The following is a 19,340-nucleotide window of genomic DNA, read 5'->3' as shown; positions in this document are numbered from 1 at the left end:
GGTGCAGTGCAGGTCGATCAAGGGAGATTCAGAGGCTGGCAGGATCGACCACCGTCTTGCCTTTGAGGGTATAGGAGCGGCCTCGAAACACAGCGACACGTTCGCCGCGTTGGTTGCTCACCTGGATGTCGTAGACGCCCGTGCGGCCCGCCTTGTTCACTTCGGTCGCCTCGGCCGTCAGCACGTCACCCAGCCGCGCGGCGGCGACGAGATTGACATCGAAGCCGGACGCGACGGTCACCTCGTTGTAGGCATTGCAGGCGAACGCGAAGGCCGAGTCGGCCAGGGTGGTGATCAAGCCGCCGTGGCAGATGTCGTGGCCGTTGAGCATGTCGTCGCGCACCGTCATCGTCAGCGTGGCCGTGCCCGGCCCGATGGCAAGCACCTGCATGCCCAGTGCTTTCGAGGCCCGGTCATCGCGCCACATCGCGTCGCGCACCGCCTCGGCCAGGCGCTGGGGGGTGAGGGCTGCCATCACGCTAACGGTCCTTGAACTGCGGCGCGCGCTTTTGCTGGAACGCCGCCACGCCTTCGGCGAAATCGTGTTGGCGGCCCAGGTCGCGCTGCAGGCGCGCCTCCAGCGCCAAGGCCTGGTCCATGTCCATCTCGGCGGCGGCATCGAATGCCTGCCGCGTGACGGCCAGCGCCTTGCTGGGCATGGCGGCCAGACGCTGTGCCAGGGCCTGACAGGTGTCCATCAGCGCGGCATCGTCCACGCACTGCCAGATGAGGCCGATGCGCTCGGCCTGCTCGGCCGGCAGCTTGTCGCCGGTGAGCGCCAGGCCCAGCGCGCGGCTGCGGCCCACCAGGCGCGGCAGCAGCCACGTGCCGCCGCAGTCGGGGATCAGCCCGATCTTGGAGAAGGCCTGGATGAAGCTGGACGACCGCGCGGCGATGGTGATGTCGCAACCCAGCGCCAGGTTGGCCCCGGCGCCTGCCGCGACGCCATTGACCGCAGCGATCACCGGCACCGGCATCGCTCGAAGGCGCAAGGCCAGCGGCTTGTAGTTCGCTTCGATCACGGCGCCGATGTCGACCTTGCCGTCGTCGCCCGGCGCCATGCCAGGGTCGTTCAGGTCTTGCCCGGCGCAGAAGCCCCGCCCCGCACCAGTGATGATCACCGTCCGCACCGATTCAAGGGCCGCGGCGGCATCCAGCGCCTCGCGCAGCTGCGCGTGCATCTGGCTGGTGAAGCTGTTCAGCGCGGCCGGCCGATTGAGCGTGAGCGTTCGAACGGGGCCGGCATCGGCCACCAGCACCAAGGGTTCGGTCATCGGAGTTCTCCCGGGAATGTCCACGCGGCCGAGTTTGCCGACCGACCGGTCGGTCGGCTGGCCGCCATGCTGCGATTCTCGTCCAGTGGCAGGGCCCCCCGGCGGGCCACCCCCTCGGGCAAACCCGAGGGATGTCCCGCGATGTGCGCGCCGTCAGCCCTGGCCGACTCCGGCCAGCGCCAGGATGCCCAGCACCGCAAAAATCAGTGCCGCCACGGCGTGCACCACCCGCATCGGCACTTTGGCCGCCACCCGGTCACCCAGCAACACCGCGGGCACGTTGGCGATCATCATGCCCAGCGTGGTGCCGGCCACCACCGACACCAGCTCGGTGTAGCGCGCTGCCAGCGCCACTGTGGCGATCTGCGTCTTGTCGCCCATCTCGGCGATGAAGAAGGCAACCACGGTCGTGCCAAACACGCCCAAGCGCCCCGCGGCGGTGGGCGCGTCATCTGCCTTGTCGGGAATGAGCATCCACACCGCCATGGCGAGGAAAGAGGCCCCCACCACCCAACGCAGCACCTGCGGGCCCAACCAAGCGGCGATGCCCGCGCCCAGCCAGCCCGCCGCGGCGTGGTTGACGAGCGTGGCGACGAGGATGCCCGCCATGATGGGCAGGGGGCGCTTGAATCGGGCGGCCAGCAGCAGCGCGAGCAACTGCGTCTTGTCGCCCATTTCGCCGAGGGCGACGATACCGGTGGAGATGAGGAAGGCTTCCATGATGACCAAGTCCGGGGCCGGAGCGAGTCCGATGACCAAAGCGCCCTCCCGGCCCACGCGAGGGTGCTTGGTCAAAGGTCTTGCCGGGCCCGGTGCCACCAGGCTGCCGCTGCCATGGTGCCCGCGAGCGCAGGCGCCAAGTGTGTTGACAGCGGCCACCGCGTCGGCCCCAAGCTCGATGCTTTGGGCCTCGCGGCGTGGCTACTCCCCCATGACGAAGAGGGAACGATTCTAGTCTGTGAAGCTTCACAACCAGTGCAGAGCCCGCGAATACCAGCGTCAGCCGCCCATGACGGGCGCTGAAAGCTCTCAGGCGTCACCAGAGGTGCCCGCACAGCCGGCCACACCCAGGCGACGCGCGAGGCGGTGGAAATTGCTGCGATCCATGCCCGCCTCCTCGGCGGCGCGGCTCATCCGCCCACCATGGCGAGCGAGGCTGGCCTCGATCCATTGGCGCTGAAACGCCTCGGTGGCTTCGCGCAAGGTCTGGGCGCCGGGGTGGGGGGCATCCGCTGCGCGCGTCGCTGCCGACCGCCGTGCCAGGGCGGTGCCATCGTCAGGTGTTTCTGGTCGCCCCTCCGGCTCGGCAGCGACCTCCTCCAGCGCCAGGTGCCGGGGCTCGATGGCCACCCAGCGCACGCTGCGGCCCTGCTCGGCGAAAGCGCGCAGCGCCGCCCGGCTGAGCACATGCTCCAACTCACGCACGTTGCCGGGCCAGGTGTGCGACAGCAGCGCTGATTTGGCGGCCGGGGTGAGGCGAAGGTTGCGCGCGCCGAGCCGGTGTTGGCTTTCTTCGAGAAAGCTGCCGGCCAGGGTGATCACATCCTTGGCCCTTTCGCGAAGTGGCGGCACCACCAGCGGATAGACCGCCAGGCGGTGGTACAGGTCGGCACGAAAACGCCCCTGCGCGATGGCCTCGCGCAGATCGCGGTTGGTGGCGGCCACGATGCGCACATCCACCCTCCGCGCCCGGTCACTGCCAGGGCGTTGGATCTCGCCGCTTTGCAACACGCGCAGCAGCTTGGCCTGGATCGACAGCGGCAACTCGCCCACCTCGTCGAGGAACAGCGTGCCGCCATCGGCCAGCTCGAACTTGCCGGTTCGGTCGTGCTGCGCACCGGTGAACGCGCCCTTCTTGTGGCCGAACAACTCACTGTCGGCCAAGGTCTCGGGCAGCGCCGCACAGTTCACCTGCACCAGGGGTTGATCGTGCCGGCGCGACCGCGCGTGCAATCGCTGGGCGACCAAGTCCTTGCCCACGCCCGTCTCGCCCAGCACCAACACTGTCAGGTCCGACGGAGCGACGGTGTCGATGTCCTGTCGAAGCCGATTCATGGCCGGGCTGTTGCCGATCAGTTCGCGCGGCACCGCACGCGCCGCGCGCCAGGCTTGCGCCAGCAAATGCTCTTGGCCGGCCCGCTGCTCCATCCGACGCAGGGCCTCGATTGACGCGATGCCGGACTCGACCAACTGCAGCAAGCCTGCCAAGGGCTGAGGATCGATCGCATCGAAGGCGCCGGCCCGCAGCGCATCGAACGTCAGCAGGCCCCAGAGTCGCCCCTCCACCCGCAGCGGCGCGCCCATGCAATCGTGCACCGCGAGGATGGCGGGCTGGCCGGCGATCAGGCCGTCGTACGGGTCGGGCAGCGCAGCGTCCGGGCCATCGGGTGCGAAACGCAGGGGGCCGGGGCTGGCCAGCAGCCGGGCCAGCCGCGGGTGAGCGCTCACCGAAAAGCGCCGCCCGAGCGCCTCGGCGCTCAGCCCCTCCACCGCCACCGGCGTGAGCACTTCGCCGTCGAGCCGCAGCAAAGCCGCCGCGTCGCAGGCCACCACGCGGCGGGCCGCGTCGATCAGCGGACGAAAGCGGGCCTCGTCAGCCGTGGATGACGGCCGATCGCTTGTGGTGGTCTCGACCACACTTGAGGTCGTGTTGACAACATCCATGACCAGGTCAATTAGACAACAACCCACCTTTTCCTTGCAGCGACAAGGACTTGCATGCTGGCACGCGATGTGAGTGTGAACGGCCATCGTTCATTCACCCTCAGCCCCATGCCCAACCCCATGCTCAGCGCCCACACCATTTCCGTCGTGCAGGCCACCGTGCCCGCGCTCCAGCAGCACGGCGAAGCCATCACGCGCCACTTCTATCGGCTGATGTTCGAGCAGCATCCCGAAGTGAAGGCCTTTTTCAACGAAGCCCACCAGGCCTCAGGCACGCAGGCCCGCGCCCTGGCGCATGCCGTGATGGCCTACGCCCAACACATCGAGCATCTGGACGCGCTGGCGGGCGCCCTGCCCCGCATCGTGCAAAAGCATGCCGCCCTCGGCATCCAGCCCGAGCACTACCCCATCGTCGGAAAGTGCCTGCTGCAGGCGATTCGCGAAGTGCTGGGAGACGCCGCCACCGATGAGGTGATCGACGCGTGGGGGCAGGCCTACCAATCGTTGGCCGATCTGCTCATCGCCGCCGAGGAAGAGGTCTACGCCACCCACGCCGCCCTGCCGGGCGGCTGGCGCGGCGAGCGCACCTTCCGGGTGGCGCGCCGGCAGGTCGAGAGCGAGCTGATCACTTCGTTCTACCTCGAGCCGGTGGACGGCGGCGCTCTGCAGATCTTCCAACCGGGGCAGTACCTGACCCTGGTGCTGCAGGTCGAGGGCCGCAGCCTGCGGCGCAACTATTCGCTGTCGGATGCGCCGTCGCGCCCGTGGTACCGCATCAGTGTCAAGCGCGAGGCACGCGGCGTCGCCTCGAACTGGCTGCACGACCACGCCACCGTGGGCACGACCGTGAACGCCCTGCCCCCTTGTGGCGATTTCGTGCTTGACACCACCAAAACGCAGCGGCCATTGCTGCTGGTGACGGGCGGGGTCGGCATCACCCCGGCCATCAGCATGCTCGAATCGGTCGCGTCAAGCGGCCGGCCGATCCGCTTCGTGCACGCGGCGCGGCACGGCGGCGTGCACGCGTTTCGCTCACGGGTGGACGAGTTGACGCGAACACACCCGAACGTGCAGGCGCTCTACGTGTACGACCAGCCGCGGCCGGATGACCGGCCCCATGCGACGGGCGTGGTCGACACGGATCTGCTGGCCGCCCAACTGCCGGCCGATCGGGATGTCGACCTGTACTTCCTCGGCCCCAAGCCGTTCATGCAGCAGGTGTACACGAGCGGCCTGGCGTTGGGTATCACGCCGGACCGACTGCGCTACGAGTTCTTCGGCCCGCTCGAGCCGCTGCAGGCGGCCTGAGAGGCTCACTGCACCGCAGAGGCCGCCGGTTCGGCCGAGGCCACCGGCGTCTTCTTGAACTCAAAGCGCACGACGGAGGGCACCACCTGCTGCGCATCCAGCGGGGTGCGCTCAGCGAACGACAGCACCACCGGCTCGTAGCCATCCAGGCGCGCCGTGAACTGGTAGACGCTGAACCAACCGAAGTCGTCCTTAATGCTCATGGAGAACGGCGTCGTGCCCAGCACCGTGCCATTGCGGTCGTAGGTCACTTCAGCGCCCGGCGGGGATGACTCGAACTGCACCTGGGTGGCACAGCCCGCGAGCACGACGGCGGCGGCGCTGACGATGGCTCGTGAAAGGAACTGCTTCATGGTCTCCGGCTTCTTTTGTGAAAAGACGTTACTAAGCGCGATGGCGGCAAAGCCTTCGCTCGGTATTTTCGCGAAGAAGTGAGCAGTAGATCACGAAAGCGCCCCGGGTGCTCCCTGAGCGGCCTTCACCCATATGCCGCTGTTCATGAAGCTTTCACCCAGCTTTCAGCAGAGGTGGTGCGAGAGATCTGAGCGCATTTGTCAACGAATCAGTCGAGCAGCAATCTGCGGGCAATGACCGGCCCTCAAGCTGCCACACGACAGGACGAACATCCGTTGAAGTGTCGGCGTGCGCCCCCTGCGAGCCGCGCCGCTTCGATTGTTGTGGACTGATGGCAGGCCCGCTGATGAAAAGACTCTTGCTCGACGCCGTTGCCTCGGCGCTGGATGGCCTCGAAATCGCGTTCTGCGCCTTCGATGGTCAGGACCGCGCCTTGGCCTGGAACACCACCTTCCTCGAGTTCTTTCCCGAGCACCGGGGGCAGGTGCATGTGGGCGAGCCGTACGCCGACAACCTGCGGCGCTTCTACATGCAGCGCCTGGACGCGGCCGAGCTGCCGATGCTGCAGCGTTACATCGACGAAGGTGTCGCACGTCACCGCAGCCAGCGGCGTCCGTACGAGTTCGAGCACCATGGCCATCGCGTGAAGGTGTCGTCGGTCGAGATGGGCGCGTTCGGCCGCGTGCGCGTGTGGCGACGCCTCGGCGCCGCCATGACGACGCAGGTGGAACTGGCACACCGTGCCACCCACAGCCCCGCCCCGGCGCAACTGCCGATCGAAGCCCTGGCAGACGGAGTGCTGCTGGTCGGCGCGGGCGATCGCATCGTGTCGGCCAACCAAGCGTTCCTGTCGCTCTACCGGATCGAAAACGGGGCAGACATCCATGGCCAGTCGTTCGAGGCGGTCTACCGCCGGGCATGGGCCCATGAATCCCACCGCACCGAGTACCGCCGCAGCCTCGACGTGCTGAAGGACAACCAGCGATTCAATGGCGCGCCCTACGAGGTGGCGTTGCCGGGCGGCCGCTGGATCAGGGTGATCGAGCAACGCCCCGCCGGCGCGGCACTGGGCTGCTGCGTCCATGTCGACATCACCCATCTGAAGCGCCAGGAACTGGCGCTGCGGCAAGCCGAAGCCACCGCACGCCGGCACCAGGCCCTGTACCGCCTGCTGTGCGAATCGACCCACGACGTGACGCTGGCCGTGGCCGGCGGTGAGATCGTCTATGCATCGCCCTCGGTCAGCCGCGTGCTGGGTTGGGAGCCGGATGAGCTGGTGGGGCGCGCCGCGATGAACGTGCTGCAGGCCGGCGACACCGGTGGCCTGCTGAACAGCCACCATCCCGCCACGCCGATGTACACCTACCGGGTGCAGGTTCGGCATGCCGATGGCAGCCGGCTGTGGATGGACGCCCGGGCCCGTCCCACTCAGCCGCTGGACGACATCGGGGGGCCGGAGACCATCGTCGTCACGCTCGAACGAACGGCGAAGGACGCCCACGGCGAGGCCGATACGGGTGTCTCACACGCCACCCACGGCACCCCGCCGATCACGCTCGACATCCCGCGTCGCGGCGAGCCGCATTGAGCCGCCGCCATTGATCCGCCGGGAGAGCCTCAGGGCTTCTCTCGGTCGTAGTAGTCGACGGTGTTTTCGGCCCGGATGATCTTGCGCAGCCGGTCAGCACCAGAGCCGCCCGCGGCCACCAGGATCTTCTGCGAATCGGGGTACTCGCACACCTCGATGTCGACCCGGTTGGACATCGCCAGATAGCGCATCGGCGTGGAACCGGTGTTGATGATCTGATGGGCCACCTCCGGCCCACCGGTGGGGCAGGCGATCACGTCGTGCGGACGGATCGGGTAGACCTGATCGCCGAACCGCAACTCTCCGTGCCCCTCGAGGATGAAGAACATCTCCTCTTCGCCGCGGTGGCTGTGGAAGGGGCACTGCGCCTTGCCCGGTGGCAGCACCGTCAGGTTGTAGCCGAGTTGACGAGCGCCGATGTGGTCGCTGATCTGGCCCCGGCTGGAGGTGAAGTAGCCGTTTTCTTCGACATCGTCGAACTCAACCTCGTCGAGGTTCATCAAGGGCTTGGTCATGCTCGGGGATCCTCAAAGTAAAGCGGGAGCATCGAGACCCCCTCAATGGCCAACTCAATGGCCAAGTCACGGCCGAAAGCCACCCCGAATTCAGCGGCGTTCGGACGACGTCACATTGCGCCGGTAGAACTCAGGCGGCTTCTGGGCCACCCAACGGATGAAGCTGGCGATGGCCGGATGCGTGCGCAGTGATTCCCAGGTGTGGAAATCGCGCGCCAGCTCTTTCTCGCTGAAGGTGGCGTGAATCTTCCGGTGACAGATGCGATGCACGGTCTCTTTCACGCGCCCGCCTTTGCTGCGAGGCACCAGGTGGTGCTCATCGACACTGAAGCCGGGCACGAGGGGACGCGAGCACAGCGGGCACTGCCCGGCGGGCACGGGAGGGAGGCACCAATCGCTGCGGGTGCGCAGACTTCGTTTGACAACCATCACCGAAGTCTATCGGCGACCGGCATAAGAAAAGCCCGCGGCCATTGCTGGCGGCGGGCTTGCCTTCCGGACGTCGCGAACTGCGCGAAGACGGGCTTTCGAGCGCTGGGGCACGGGTTCCCTCGGTTCAGCCGCTGAGGCTGCCCGGTCCGCCCAGTGGTGCGGTCGGTTGTGCGCTCGAATGGATGACAGTGTAGGCCGCGAACCGTGTCAGCCATGTGACGAAAAGTACTGCTCCAACCGGCCAGTTTGTGTCATCAATGAGGGCGTGGTCCCCTCAGAGCGACGGCCCGGTCGGGATCACAGCTCGGCGCGAATCCAGGCGGCCGCCCGCTCGGCCATCATCAGCGTGGGGCTGCTGGTGTTGCCGCTGGTGATGACGGGCATCGCCCCGGCATCCACCACGCGCAAGCCCTTCACGCCCCGCACCCTGAACCGCGAATCCAGCACCGCCATCGGATCGCTTTCTGCGCCCATCTTCGTGGTGCCAACCGGGTGGAAGATGGTGGTGGCGATGTCGCCCGCCAGGCGCAGCAGATCATCGTCGCTGTCGTACTGCGGTCCGGGCTTGAACTCTTCCGGTCGATAACGAGCCAGCGCTGGCTGCGCCGCGATGCGACGAGTCACACGCAGAGAATCGATGGCCACGCGGCGGTCTGCTTCGGTGCTGAGGTAGCGCGGCTCGATGGCCGGCGCATCCGCCGCCCGCGGGCTTCGGATCTGGACCGTGCCGCGGCTGGTGGGCTGGAGATTGCAGACGCTGGCCGTGAACGCCGGGAAGGCATGCAGGGGATCGCCGAACGCGTCGAGCGACAAAGGCTGGACGTGGTACTGAATGTTGGGCCATTGGTGCTCATCCGAGCTGCGGGTGAAGGCCCCCAGCTGCGATGGCGCCATGCTCATCGGCCCACGCCGGGCCCAGAGGTATTCCAGCGCGATCCGTGCCTTGCCCCGCAGCGACGACGCCAGCTCGTTGAGGGTGAGCGCCCCTTGCACTTTGTAGACCGCGCGGATCTGCAGATGGTCCTGCAGGTTCTCGCCCACGCCGGGCACGTCCGCCACCACCGGAATGCCGTACCGCTGCAGCAGCGGCGCCGGCCCCACACCGGAGAGCTGAAGGATCTGCGGCGAGGCGATGCTGCCCGCGCTGAGGATGACCTCGCGGCGGGCCCTCGCCTCGACCAACTGTCGGCCGTCCCACACCTTGACGCCCACGCAGCGGGGACGCCCCTCTTCACCCACCTCGAAAATCAGCTGGGTCGCACGGGACTTCACCCACATCGTGAAGTTCGGTCGGTCCTCACAGACGGGCCGGATGAACGCCTTGGCCGAGTTCCAGCGCCACCCCGCCCGCTGGTTCACCTGGAAGTAGCCCACGCCCTCGTTGTTGCCACGGTTGAAGTCGTCGCTCGCAGGTATGCCGGCCTGTTGCGCCGCCAGGGCGAAGGCATCCAGGATGTCCCAGCGCAGCCGCTGCTGCTCGACGCGCCATTCACCGCCCACGCCATGGAACCGCGCCCATTCGTCCTCGACGCCCGAATCGCCCAGGTAGTGGTCTTCGTGCTGCATGAACGCCGGCAGCACGTGCGGCCAACGCCAGGCCGGGTCACCCGTCAACTCGGCCCAGCGGTCATAGTCCCTCGACTGGCCGCGCATGTAAATCATGCCGTTGATGCTCGTGCAGCCCCCCAAGGTTTTGCCTCGGGGGTAGCGCAAGCGCCGGCCGTTCAACCCCGCGTCGGGTTCCGTCTGGTAGAGCCAGTCGGTGCGCGGGTTGCCGATGCAATACAGGTAGCCCACCGGAACGTGTATCCACGGATGCCGGTCACGCCCCCCAGCCTCGATCAACAAGGTGCTGTGGAGGCGATCCTGGGTCAGCCGGTTGCACAGCAGTGCGCCGGCTGTTCCCCCACCGATCACGATGTAGTCGAAGGTCTGGTCGCTGCTCAAGGGAAAGGCCTCACCTGCCGGCGTTTTCACGCGTCCAGTTCTGGTTGTTGCCGCCATTGCAGGGGTAGGTGATCAGCTCCACCTCTTCCTGGTTGGAGCTGCCCGGCACGTCGAGGCAGGCCCCGGTCGACCGGCTGCGCAGCGTGGCGCCAGACACCGCCCATTGCGTGGCCGCGCCGCTGTTGCACGCCACCTGCACCACCGAGCGTTCAGGCGACGTCGTCACCGGCCCTTCGGCCAGGCACAAGCCGCTGTGGCGCGCCACGAACTGCAGGTAACCGTCGATGCTGTTCAACGAGAAGACTTCGTTGTCGTCGCTGCCACACCGGAACTGGATGGCCTTCGCACCGCTCTGGTTGGAGCGCTTCGAGATGTTGACGCACAGGTTGCTTTGATTCGACCGGATGCGCTGCAGCGCGCTGTTGGCATCGATGGACCGCACGTACGCCGCCAGGGCCTGCTGGTCGGACTTCGAAAGCGCGCCGCTGTTGCCATGGCCAAACGCGAACAGTTTCTCCAGCGATGCCACCTGCCCGTTGTGGAAGTAGTTCGGTGCCGACCACGTGCCGAACAGCGTCGGTGTGTCGAAGCCCACCCCCGGCAGCGGCTGCCCATTGCCCAGCCCTGACGAGGGCTGGATGGTGCCGACATCGTGCCGCAACCCATCACGCAAGGTGGTGCCGCTGTGGCAGGTGATGCACTGCGCCGTGTCGAAGACCTGCTTACCGAGCAGCGCCTTGGCCGTCATCGTGCCGTCGGCGTTGCGCGCCGGGCTGCGGGCCTGCCGCGCCAGCGAGCTGACGTAGGCCGCGAGGTCATCGAGGTCGGTGCTCCTGCCGGCCTTGGGGGTGCCCAGCGGATCGGCGGTGGCCTGGAAGTCGGCGTTGCTCATGAAGCCGGTGCCTCCGAAGGCGTTGCGCACATCGTTCTCGAAGTCCTGGATCTCGTCGAAGTTCGCCGTCCAGTGAACCCGGCCGTGGCCCGTGCCTTGCCGGCCCATCAGGTTGATGGTGCGACGCAGGCCCTCGCCGCGTTGGGTGAAGTCCCACACCATGCCGTCGTCGCCACCGTCGGCGTGGCAACTCGCGCAGGACATGTAGTTGTCCCGGCTCATGCGCCGATCCCCCGCGTTGTAGAAGACCTGCTTGCCGCGCAGCTCTGCACTGCCCAGGGTTTCCTGCGACACCGCGGTCGCCGAGCCGATGAAGCCGGCCGCGCCACTCTCGCCTGAGAGCACGCCCGAGACATCGTGGACGGACACCGTGCGGGTCAGGAAGTTGTTGACATACAGGCGCTTGCGAGCGGCATCGAGGTACAGGCCGTGCGGCGCCCGGCCGACATCCGTCACCTCGCCGCGGACCGCCCGCGTGTAGGTGTCGACGATGGCCACGCGGTTGCCTTCCATCTGGGCGACGAAGATGTAGTCGCCGTTCGGGGCGAACACCGCCGCACGGGCAGGTGCGCGATCGTCAAAGTCCAACTGTTCGTTGAAGACCTCTTTGGCCGCCACCAGGTCCACCTGCGACAGGATCGAACGAACGGTCCGGTCATGCTCCAGGTTCTGCCCGTCGCGGAAGCGCCCGCGCACGATGTTGTCCTTCTTCGAGGGCAGGATCGCCCGCTTGCCGTCGGGCGAGATGACCACCTGGTGCAGGTAGTTCGGCACGCCGCGCGCACGGCTCTCGTCGTCGATCGTGGTCGTGTCCACGCGCAGCGACACCGTGGTGGCGTTGCTCATGTCGAGCAGGTTCACCTTGAACAGCTGACCGCCACTGGAAGACGACTTGAAGCGGGTCACATAGGCGCTCTGTGAATCGCTGGCCACGGCGATGCCGCGCACGCTGCCCTTGAGCACCACGCTGCCAGTCAAGGCGCCGCTGGCCGGATCGAAGCCTTGCAGCGTCGACTTGCTCTCCAGCGTCACCAAGCCCCGCGTGCGATCGGGCGTGAACACCACCCCGTGCGGCCCGCTGCCGTAGGGCAACGACACGGTGGTGGACACACTGCCATCCGCCGCGAGAAGCGACACGAGCTTGTCTTCATCCTGCACGGTGACCCAGATGCGGCCATCGGGGCCGACAGCCAGTGTCCGTGGCTCTGATCCCACGCGGGTCTCCCAGCGCTTGGCCAGGCTCTGCGCATCGATGGCGGTCACCGTCCCGCTGTCCGGGTTGACGCTGTAGATGGTGTTGGCGTCACCGGTGATGTTGCTGGTGTGGGTGGGTGCCACCGCCGTCACCGGCGCAATCACCGTCAACTGGAAGGTGTAGTAGGTCTCCTGCCCATTCGAATTGCGCACCGTCAGCGTCACGCTGTAGTGCCCGGGCTTGGTGTAGGTGTGGGTGCTGCGGGGTTGGCTGGAGAACGCCGAACGGCTGCCGTCGCCAAAGTTCCAGCTGTATTGCGCCGAGCCGCCGAGCACGGTGGGGTTGAACACCACCTTGCCGTCGACCAGCGCCGGGCCGTCGCCCAGGCCCGGGTCGCCCACCACCGGCAGCGAGCGCAGCGCGGCGACGTCGGCGTCACCCAGCACCCGGCCAAAGACGCGGACGTCCGCCAGCGTGCCCCGGAAGAAATCGCTGTTGCCCTGGATCTGCCCCAGCGTCTGGAAGCGGTTCTTCAAGCCCAGCGCGCCGGTGAGGCCCACCGAAGAGGTCTTCACGCCGTCCACGTACATGGCCTGGGCACCCGATGCCGCGTCGCGCGTCATCACCACGTGGTGCCATTGGCCGTCATTGATCGGGTTGGTCGACCGGGTGCCGGGGTTGCTGTTCGACACATCGCCCACCGACAGGTTGAAGCGCCCACCGGCGTCGATCCAGCCCCAGAAGACATCGTCGGCGCCTCCGGTCTGATCTCGGCCGAAGATGCCCGGCGCGGACCACGGAACACCGTTGCCCGCCTGGGTGGTCTTCAAGTACAGGCTCACCGATGCGGTGCCCGACAGCACCGATGCCACGCTGTCGTCCTTCAGCGCCACACCGCCCAGACGCGGCGAGAAATTCAGGCCGATGCTCTCGAACAGATCGTTCGAGCTGGGCGCGCCGTCGTCCTGGCCGATCGGATCGTCCAGCGTGCTGGCCAGGCTCCAGTGATGGGCCAGCGAGATGTCGAGCGAGTTGCCGGTGGTGAAGGTGGCGCGGTAATCCGCCGCGATCGGGTTGCCGGCGTAGTCCCTGAGGCCCCCCGCCGGCAGATAGATTTCATAGGTGGTGTCCGGCTGCAGCGGCTCGCGCGGTGCGAAGTTCACCAGGCCGAGTTGCACGCTGTAGAAGCCCGGCAAGGTGTTGCCCCCGACCGGCCGGACGATGAAGGTGCCGCTGTTCACGCTCTCGGGCAGGATGCTGTCGCTCATGCCCAGGCCGATGCGCGAGGTCAGCGCCTGCTGGCGTGCGCCTGCCGCCGGAGACACCTGCTTGACCATCGGCTTGGTGGTGTCGGGCGACATCGAGTGCACCATGAAGCCGCTGCCGCTGCCATGGTCGTTGCCGATGAAGACGAGGTTGCCGAACGGCGCGACCTGCCCGTGGTCCGAGTGTTCCTCGTCGCTGGAGCCAGGCGGGAACAAGCCGCCCTGCCCCACTTCGACGTGCTGCATGGGGTTGCTCACATCCACCTTGTGCATCCGGTGCTGTGCGCCCTGGAACACGTAGTTGTCCTGCGTCCCGCAATACAGCTGCTCGTCGATGACCAGACGATCGTCGTTGCGGACGAAGTGCGTGCGGTCGTTCAAGTCAAAGCCGAACATCCGCGCGCCACCGCCACGCGCCGACGCGTACAGGTGCCGACCATCAAAGCAGGTGGCGTAGTAGTTGGGGTTCGATCCGACGCTGTCGAGCACCTTCGGGTTCAGCGGGTCCGAGATGTCCAGGCTCGCGAAACCGTCGGTGTTGTCCATCGAGGTGAGCACCATCGTGTTGCCCATCGCGAAGATCGGGCCGACACGAAAGCCGCCCAGCTCACCAATGGGCACCGGATTCGGCTTGCCCGAGCCGCGGTTGGCGATGACGGCATTCGCCGGATCGCGCGCATCGACGATGTAGACGCCATGATTGGCCGATGCCACATACAGGTACGGCGCCTGCCACCAGAGCTGCCAGCTCACGTCGGCATAGTCGCCCGCATTGGCCGTCGGCAGGACGAGCTTCTTCACCTGCCGGATGTCGTTGATGTCGGTGAAATCCCAGAACTCGACGCCGCGGGTGGTGGCGATGGCGATGTAGTCGCGACCATTGATCGTCGACGTGCCCATGGAATGCGCCTCGCGAAACTCCGAGGTGCGCCCTTCCGGCTCGTAGATGCGCTTGACCAGCCGCAGGTTGCGCGGGTTCGAGATGTCATAGAGCAGGAAGCCGCCTGGCCCCCAGCCGCTGTCGGGGGCGAACACCGTCAGGAAATAGCCGCGGTGCATGATCCCGACGTTCAAGCCGTAGTCCTTGCGGCCCGGGTAGGTGGGAGGCACGCCGTTGTCGTCGCGGCGAATCCACGAGACCGGCTTGAACAACTCGTCAGATCGGTAGCTGAGGTTGCCCAGGCCGGGGCCGGCCTGGGGCAGCAGCGGCGCCGGTGGCTCGCTCACGCCCAACGCCACGCCCCACTCGCGCAGAGCGGCCTGCAACAGCTGTCCGGTCACCGCCGCATGGCTGACCAGCGCCGCCACCACCAGCCCGAATACCAGAACGATGGGTCTGAGTTTCAACATCGATGTCTCCTCGTTGTTCGGGCGGGCGCTTGCACCGGCCGTCGTCTGTCGTTGCGAGCCGTGCATGGGCGGCTCTCCCCTTCAGCGCCATGACACCACGGCCTCCACGGCCGTCGCTTGGGATCAGGCGGGCTCGCTGCACTCCTCGCGGCGCACGGCGGCCTCGTACATCTCCCAGGCCGCTTCGGCACTGGCCCCTCGGTGAACCATGGCCATCAGCGCCTTGACGACCGCCGATGGATCCGCGTGCTGGTAGACGTTGCGGCCGTACACGAGACCCACCGCGCCCTGATCCAGCAGCGCGCGGGACTTGGCAAAGACCTGCCGCAGATCTTCCTTGCCGCCACCGCGCACCAGCACCGGGCAGCGCGCCGCCTGCACCACGCGGTGGAACTCTGCCGGGTCGGCCGTCGGATCGGCCTTGATGATGTCCGCCCCCATCTCGCGCGCCAATCGCACCAGGGTGACGATCTTCTGCGCATCACCATCGACCATGTAGCCGCCACGCTGGCTGTTCGGCGCCATGACCAGCGGCTCGATCATCAGCGGCATGCCATAGCGGTCGCAGTCGCTGCGGACCCGGGCGATGTTCGTCACGCACTGGCGGAACAGCTCCGGTTCATCGGGCAGCATGAACAGGTTGACCACCACGCATGCGGCATCCATCTGCACCGCGGGAAGCACTGGGTCGTCGTCGTTCTGCAGCACCGCCCACATCACCCGGTGGGTCGTCGCGTTGTAGGGGTTGCCCATGTCCAGCCGCATCACCAGGGCCGGCTTGTCGCGCGCGGGGCGGTACTGCAGCAGGTCGGCCTGGCCGAAGTTGAGCTGGATCGCGTCGGGGCCTGCGGCCACCAACTGGTCGGTCACCTGCCGCATGTCTTCGAGCCCCTGCAGGAAGCTCGGCTCATTGCAGACGCCGTGGTCCACGGCGATGTCCAGGCAGCGGCCCTGACGCAGCAGGCGGCTCAGCCTGGGTTGTTTTCGATCGGGCATGTCGGTTCCTCTCCTCGTGAGTCGGGTCTCACCACTGGGTGATTGAATTCAGGTGCCGGTCGGCCGAGCGTTCGATCGCTTGCAGATCATCGTCCGTCAGTTGCAACCGGATGGCGCCGGCGTTGTCGATCGCCTGGCGGGCCTGGCGCGCACCGCACAGGGCCACGCGCATGCGGCCCCGGCCCGTGGACCAGGCGATCATCAGCTGCGCGAACGAGCAGGCGTGCCGGGCGCGCAGTGGCTCCACCTCGCCAAAGAACGCCTGCAGCTTCTCGCGGTTGGGGGCGGAAAAGCGCGGGTTGTCCCGGCGCTGGTCATCGCCCTCGAAACGCCGTGCCGGATCGATGGGCCCGGCAAGCAGGCCCAAGGCGAGCGACGAATAGCCCAGCACGGCAATGCCTTGCTGCTCGCACAGCGGAACGAGCCCCGCCTCGATCTCTCGATCGATCAGGCTGTATCGCTCCTGGATCGCATCGACGGGGCCGTGGCGCAGGTATTCGGTCAGCGTCGGGACATCGACGTTGCTCACCCCGATCGCGCGGATCTTGCCGGCACGTTTGAGGTCGAGCAACGCGCCCATCGTTTCCGCCACAGGCGTTGTCGAATCCTGCCAGTGCGTGATGTAGAGATCGATGTAGTCGGTGCGCAGGCGCTTCAGGCTCTGCTCCAGCTCGTGGGCGATCGAGTCGGCCCCCAGGTAGCGGTGCACCGCCTGGCCCTGCTCGTCGAAGAAGTGGGCGCCCTGGCGGGTGTGCCACACCAGGCCGCACTTGGTGGCGATGACCACCTCATGGCGGCGGCCTGCCACCGCCTGCCCCACCAGTGATTCAGCGTGCCCCAACCCGTAGGCCGGCGCGGTATCGATCAGGCTCACACCGGCGTCGAGAGACGCCCGCACCGCCTCGATGGCGGCCGCGTCATCGCTGCCGCCCCACATCCAGCCTCCCATGGCCCAGGTTCCCAGGCCCACGGTCTCGCAGCGAATGCCCGAGGCCCCCAATTGCACAGTGTTCATCGCAGAATCTTCTTCACGTTGAGAAGGTGGTCGACGGTGACGGCCACCAGGAGAATCAAGCCCTTGATGACGTCTTGCCAGTAGGGCGACACGTCAAGCAGGATCAGTGAGCTGCTCACCACCGAGAGCAGCGCGAGGCCCAGCACCGCCCCCAGCACGGTGCCCGACCCGCCCTTGAGGCTGGCACCGCCGATCACCACGGCGGCGATCGCATTGAGCTCCATGCCGATGCCGAAGGTGGGTGTGGCGGCGCCAAAGCGCGCGGTGTAGATCACCCCGGCCAGGCCGGCCATGGACGAGCACAGCACGGTGACCCAGAACTTCACCTGCCCCGTGCGGATGCCGGAATACAGCGCGGCCTTCTCGTTGCTGCCCGTGTAGAAGACCTTGCGCAGCAGCGTGGCCCGACGCAGCGCGAAGTCGCTGGCCGCCACGATGACCGCGAAGATGATGATGACCACCGGCACCGCCCCGATGGCGCCCTGCCCCATGAACTTGAACTCGGGCGGCAGCGTGAACAGCGACTGCGGCGTGCCTTGCGTGAGGGCGAGCGACATGCCGCGCACCACCACCATGAAGGCGAGTGAAGCGATGAAGTGACTCAGCCCGATGACCGTCACGCATCCGCCGATCATCGCCCCGATGAGCGCACTGACCCCGATGGCCGCCGCCCCCGACAGCCATGGGTCCAGGCCAAGCAGGAACAGCTTGCCGGTCACCACCATCGACAGGCACACCACCGAGCCGACCGACAGATCGATGCCGCCGACGATCAGCAGCACCGTCATCCCCACGACGACGATGCCCTCGATCGAGAACGACAACAGCATCGCCCGCACGTTGTCCCAGGTGAGGAAATGCTCCGACGCGAAGCTCATGACCAGGCACAAGGCCGCGATGATGAGCAACAGCCCCGCCTCGCGCAGCTTGATGGGGCCCTGCCCCCATCGTGCGGCCAGCGGCGGGGCGCTGCCGGCCCGCCGGGCCAGCATCGGAGACACCAAGGTTTCAGGCTTCGACATCCATCAGCTCCTCGGCGGCCAGGCCCGAGGCCAGCCGCAGCAATCGTTCTTCGGTCATGTCATCCGATGCCACTTCACCGGCCACACGCCCTTCGTGGATGACCAGTGCGCGATCGCACAGGCCGATGATCTCGGGCAGCTCCGACGAGATCACGATCACACCCACGCCCTGGAGGGCCAGCTCGCGCAGCAGGTGGTGGATCTCTGACTTGGCGCCCACGTCGACACCGCGGGTCGGCTCGTCCATCAGCAGCACGACGGGGCAGGTGGCCAGCAGCTTGGCGATGGCCACTTTCTGCTGATTGCCCCCGGACAGGCTTCCCACCTCGCTGAGCAGGCCGGCGGTCTTGATGTTGAGCTGAGCCACCATGTCTTGTGCCAGCTCGCGCTCGACGCCGCCTCGCAGCAGGCCCCAGGGCGAGCTGACCAGGCGGGTGGCCATGGCAGAGATGTTCTGCGCCACCGACATCTCCAGAAACACGCCGGCCGCCTTGCGGTCTTCGCTGAGGTAGGCGATGCCGTGCCGCAAGGACTCGTCGTAGTGGCGGACGGCGATCGGACGGCCGTTCAGCCGCCGGTAGCCCCGGATGGCGGGTCGAAGGCCACAGATGGTTTCGGCCAGCTCCGTCCGTCCCGCCCCCATCAGCCCGGCCACACCCAGCACCTCACCGCGGTGCAAGGTGAACGACACGCCGTGCACGCGCTCACCATCGGCGAGATCGTCGATCTCCAGCAGCGGCGTGTCGCGGCGATCGACCGTCTGCTTGGCCGGAAAGTAGTGGCCGATGTCGCGGCCCACCATCGCCCTGACGATCAGATCGGGGGTGAGGTCGGCGATGGGGCCGCACAGCACGTCGCGGCCATCGCGAAGCACGGTGACCCGGTCGCAGTGCTGGAAGATCTCGGCCATCCGATGGCTGATGTAGATGATGCCGATGCCTCGCGCGCGCAGGTCATGCAGCACGCGGAACAGGGCGACGGATTCCGTCTCGGTCAGGGCCGCCGTCGGCTCATCGAGGATCAGCACCTTGCAATCGAGCGAGAGCGCCTTCGCGATCTCGACCAGTTGCTGCTGCCCGATCGGCAGATCGCCCAGGCGCTGGTCCGGTGCGATCTGCTGGCCCAGCATCGCCAACGCGGCGGCCGCCCGCTGCTGCAGCGCCGCGTAGTTCATCCAGGCGCCGGCGCCTGCGCCGGTCTCGTGAATGAAGATGTTCTCGGCGACCGTGGCATCGCCACACAGGGCGATCTCCTGGTGCACCAGCCCGATGCCCAGGCGCATCGCATGGGCGGGGCCTTGCATCACCACGCCCCGCCCTTCGAGAAGGATCTCGCCGCCGTCCGGCTGGTGGATGCCATCGATGATCTTCATCAGCGTGGACTTGCCGGCCCCGTTTTCCCCGCACAGGGCATGGATCTCGCCATGCCTCAGATCGAAGCTGACCGAGGCCAGCGCACGTGCCGGCCCGAAGTGCTTGCTGATGCTTCGCAGCTGCAGCAGCGCCGTCATGGTCTCCCCCGGC

At 67.1% G+C, this 19,340-nt stretch carries 15 protein-coding genes; 2 read left to right on the top strand and 13 right to left on the bottom strand.

Annotated features, from left to right (window positions below; all coding sequences use genetic code 11):
• Positions 1-28: 28 nt before the first annotated feature.
• The 4 genes from paaI to norR all read right to left on the bottom strand — a co-directional run bounded on the left by paaI (position 29) and on the right by norR (position 3,938).
• Positions 29-475 carry a hydroxyphenylacetyl-CoA thioesterase PaaI gene (gene paaI, locus AACH06_RS00155; RefSeq protein WP_341423558.1) on the bottom strand — a complete coding sequence of 149 codons (447 nt, stop codon included), beginning with the start codon at positions 473-475 and terminating at the stop codon, positions 29-31.
• Between the two features lie 4 nt (positions 476-479).
• On the bottom strand, positions 480-1,274 hold the full coding sequence (paaG, locus tag AACH06_RS00150) for a 2-(1,2-epoxy-1,2-dihydrophenyl)acetyl-CoA isomerase PaaG (protein WP_341423557.1): 795 nt from the start codon (positions 1,272-1,274) through the stop codon (positions 480-482).
• Between the two features lie 153 nt (positions 1,275-1,427).
• On the bottom strand, positions 1,428-1,994 hold the full coding sequence (locus AACH06_RS00145; protein ID WP_341423556.1) for a TMEM165/GDT1 family protein: 567 nt from the start codon (positions 1,992-1,994) through the stop codon (positions 1,428-1,430).
• A gap of 309 nt (positions 1,995-2,303) precedes the next feature.
• A complete protein-coding gene (norR, locus tag AACH06_RS00140; RefSeq protein WP_341423555.1) occupies positions 2,304-3,938 on the bottom strand; it encodes a nitric oxide reductase transcriptional regulator NorR in 1,635 nt (544 codons plus the stop codon).
• Between the two features lie 120 nt (positions 3,939-4,058).
• Here norR and hmpA point away from each other — a divergent pair, with 120 nt between their 5' ends.
• Entirely contained in the window at positions 4,059-5,246 is a 1,188-nt protein-coding gene (hmpA, locus tag AACH06_RS00135) for an NO-inducible flavohemoprotein (RefSeq protein WP_341424208.1), read from the top strand.
• A gap of 5 nt (positions 5,247-5,251) precedes the next feature.
• On the opposite strand, the gene AACH06_RS00130 is transcribed toward hmpA, so the two are convergent.
• A complete protein-coding gene (locus AACH06_RS00130; RefSeq protein WP_341423554.1) occupies positions 5,252-5,599 on the bottom strand; it encodes a hypothetical protein in 348 nt (115 codons plus the stop codon).
• 347 nt (positions 5,600-5,946) lie between these two features.
• Here AACH06_RS00130 and AACH06_RS00125 point away from each other — a divergent pair, with 347 nt between their 5' ends.
• Complete coding sequence (locus AACH06_RS00125; RefSeq protein WP_341423553.1) at positions 5,947-7,188, top strand: PAS-domain containing protein; 1,242 nt, start codon at positions 5,947-5,949, stop codon at positions 7,186-7,188.
• A 29-nt stretch (positions 7,189-7,217) separates the two neighbouring features.
• Here the strand turns inward: AACH06_RS00125 and AACH06_RS00120 are convergent, their stop codons facing one another.
• From AACH06_RS00120 to AACH06_RS00085, 8 genes are all read right to left on the bottom strand, one after another.
• Positions 7,218-7,703 carry a cupin domain-containing protein gene (locus AACH06_RS00120; RefSeq protein WP_341423552.1) on the bottom strand — a complete coding sequence of 162 codons (486 nt, stop codon included), beginning with the start codon at positions 7,701-7,703 and terminating at the stop codon, positions 7,218-7,220.
• A 90-nt stretch (positions 7,704-7,793) separates the two neighbouring features.
• Positions 7,794-8,132, bottom strand: a complete 339-nt coding sequence (locus tag AACH06_RS00115; protein ID WP_341423551.1) for an HNH endonuclease family protein — start codon at positions 8,130-8,132, stop codon at positions 7,794-7,796.
• A gap of 300 nt (positions 8,133-8,432) precedes the next feature.
• Entirely contained in the window at positions 8,433-10,082 is a 1,650-nt protein-coding gene (locus tag AACH06_RS00110; protein ID WP_341423550.1) for a GMC family oxidoreductase, read from the bottom strand.
• 10 nt (positions 10,083-10,092) lie between these two features.
• Positions 10,093-14,784 carry a LamG-like jellyroll fold domain-containing protein gene (locus tag AACH06_RS00105; RefSeq protein ID WP_341423549.1) on the bottom strand — a complete coding sequence of 1,564 codons (4,692 nt, stop codon included), beginning with the start codon at positions 14,782-14,784 and terminating at the stop codon, positions 10,093-10,095.
• Positions 14,785-14,907: 123 nt separating this feature from the next.
• A complete protein-coding gene (locus AACH06_RS00100) occupies positions 14,908-15,780 on the bottom strand; it encodes a class I fructose-bisphosphate aldolase (protein WP_341423548.1) in 873 nt (290 codons plus the stop codon).
• 28 nt (positions 15,781-15,808) lie between these two features.
• On the bottom strand, positions 15,809-16,795 hold the full coding sequence (locus AACH06_RS00095) for an aldo/keto reductase (protein WP_341423547.1): 987 nt from the start codon (positions 16,793-16,795) through the stop codon (positions 15,809-15,811).
• A complete protein-coding gene (locus AACH06_RS00090) occupies positions 16,792-17,817 on the bottom strand; it encodes an ABC transporter permease (RefSeq protein WP_341423546.1) in 1,026 nt (341 codons plus the stop codon). Before AACH06_RS00090 ends, AACH06_RS00095 begins: the two co-directional genes overlap by 4 nt.
• Complete coding sequence (locus tag AACH06_RS00085; RefSeq protein ID WP_341423545.1) at positions 17,804-19,327, bottom strand: sugar ABC transporter ATP-binding protein; 1,524 nt, start codon at positions 19,325-19,327, stop codon at positions 17,804-17,806. The genes AACH06_RS00090 and AACH06_RS00085 overlap by 14 nt, the downstream gene beginning before the upstream one ends.
• Positions 19,328-19,340: the final 13 nt, after the last annotated feature.

Source organism: Ideonella lacteola, assembly GCF_038066555.1.
GTDB classification, from domain to species: Bacteria; Pseudomonadota; Gammaproteobacteria; order Burkholderiales; family Burkholderiaceae_C; genus Ideonella; species Ideonella lacteola.
This window is presented reverse-complemented; position numbering and strand designations above follow the sequence as displayed.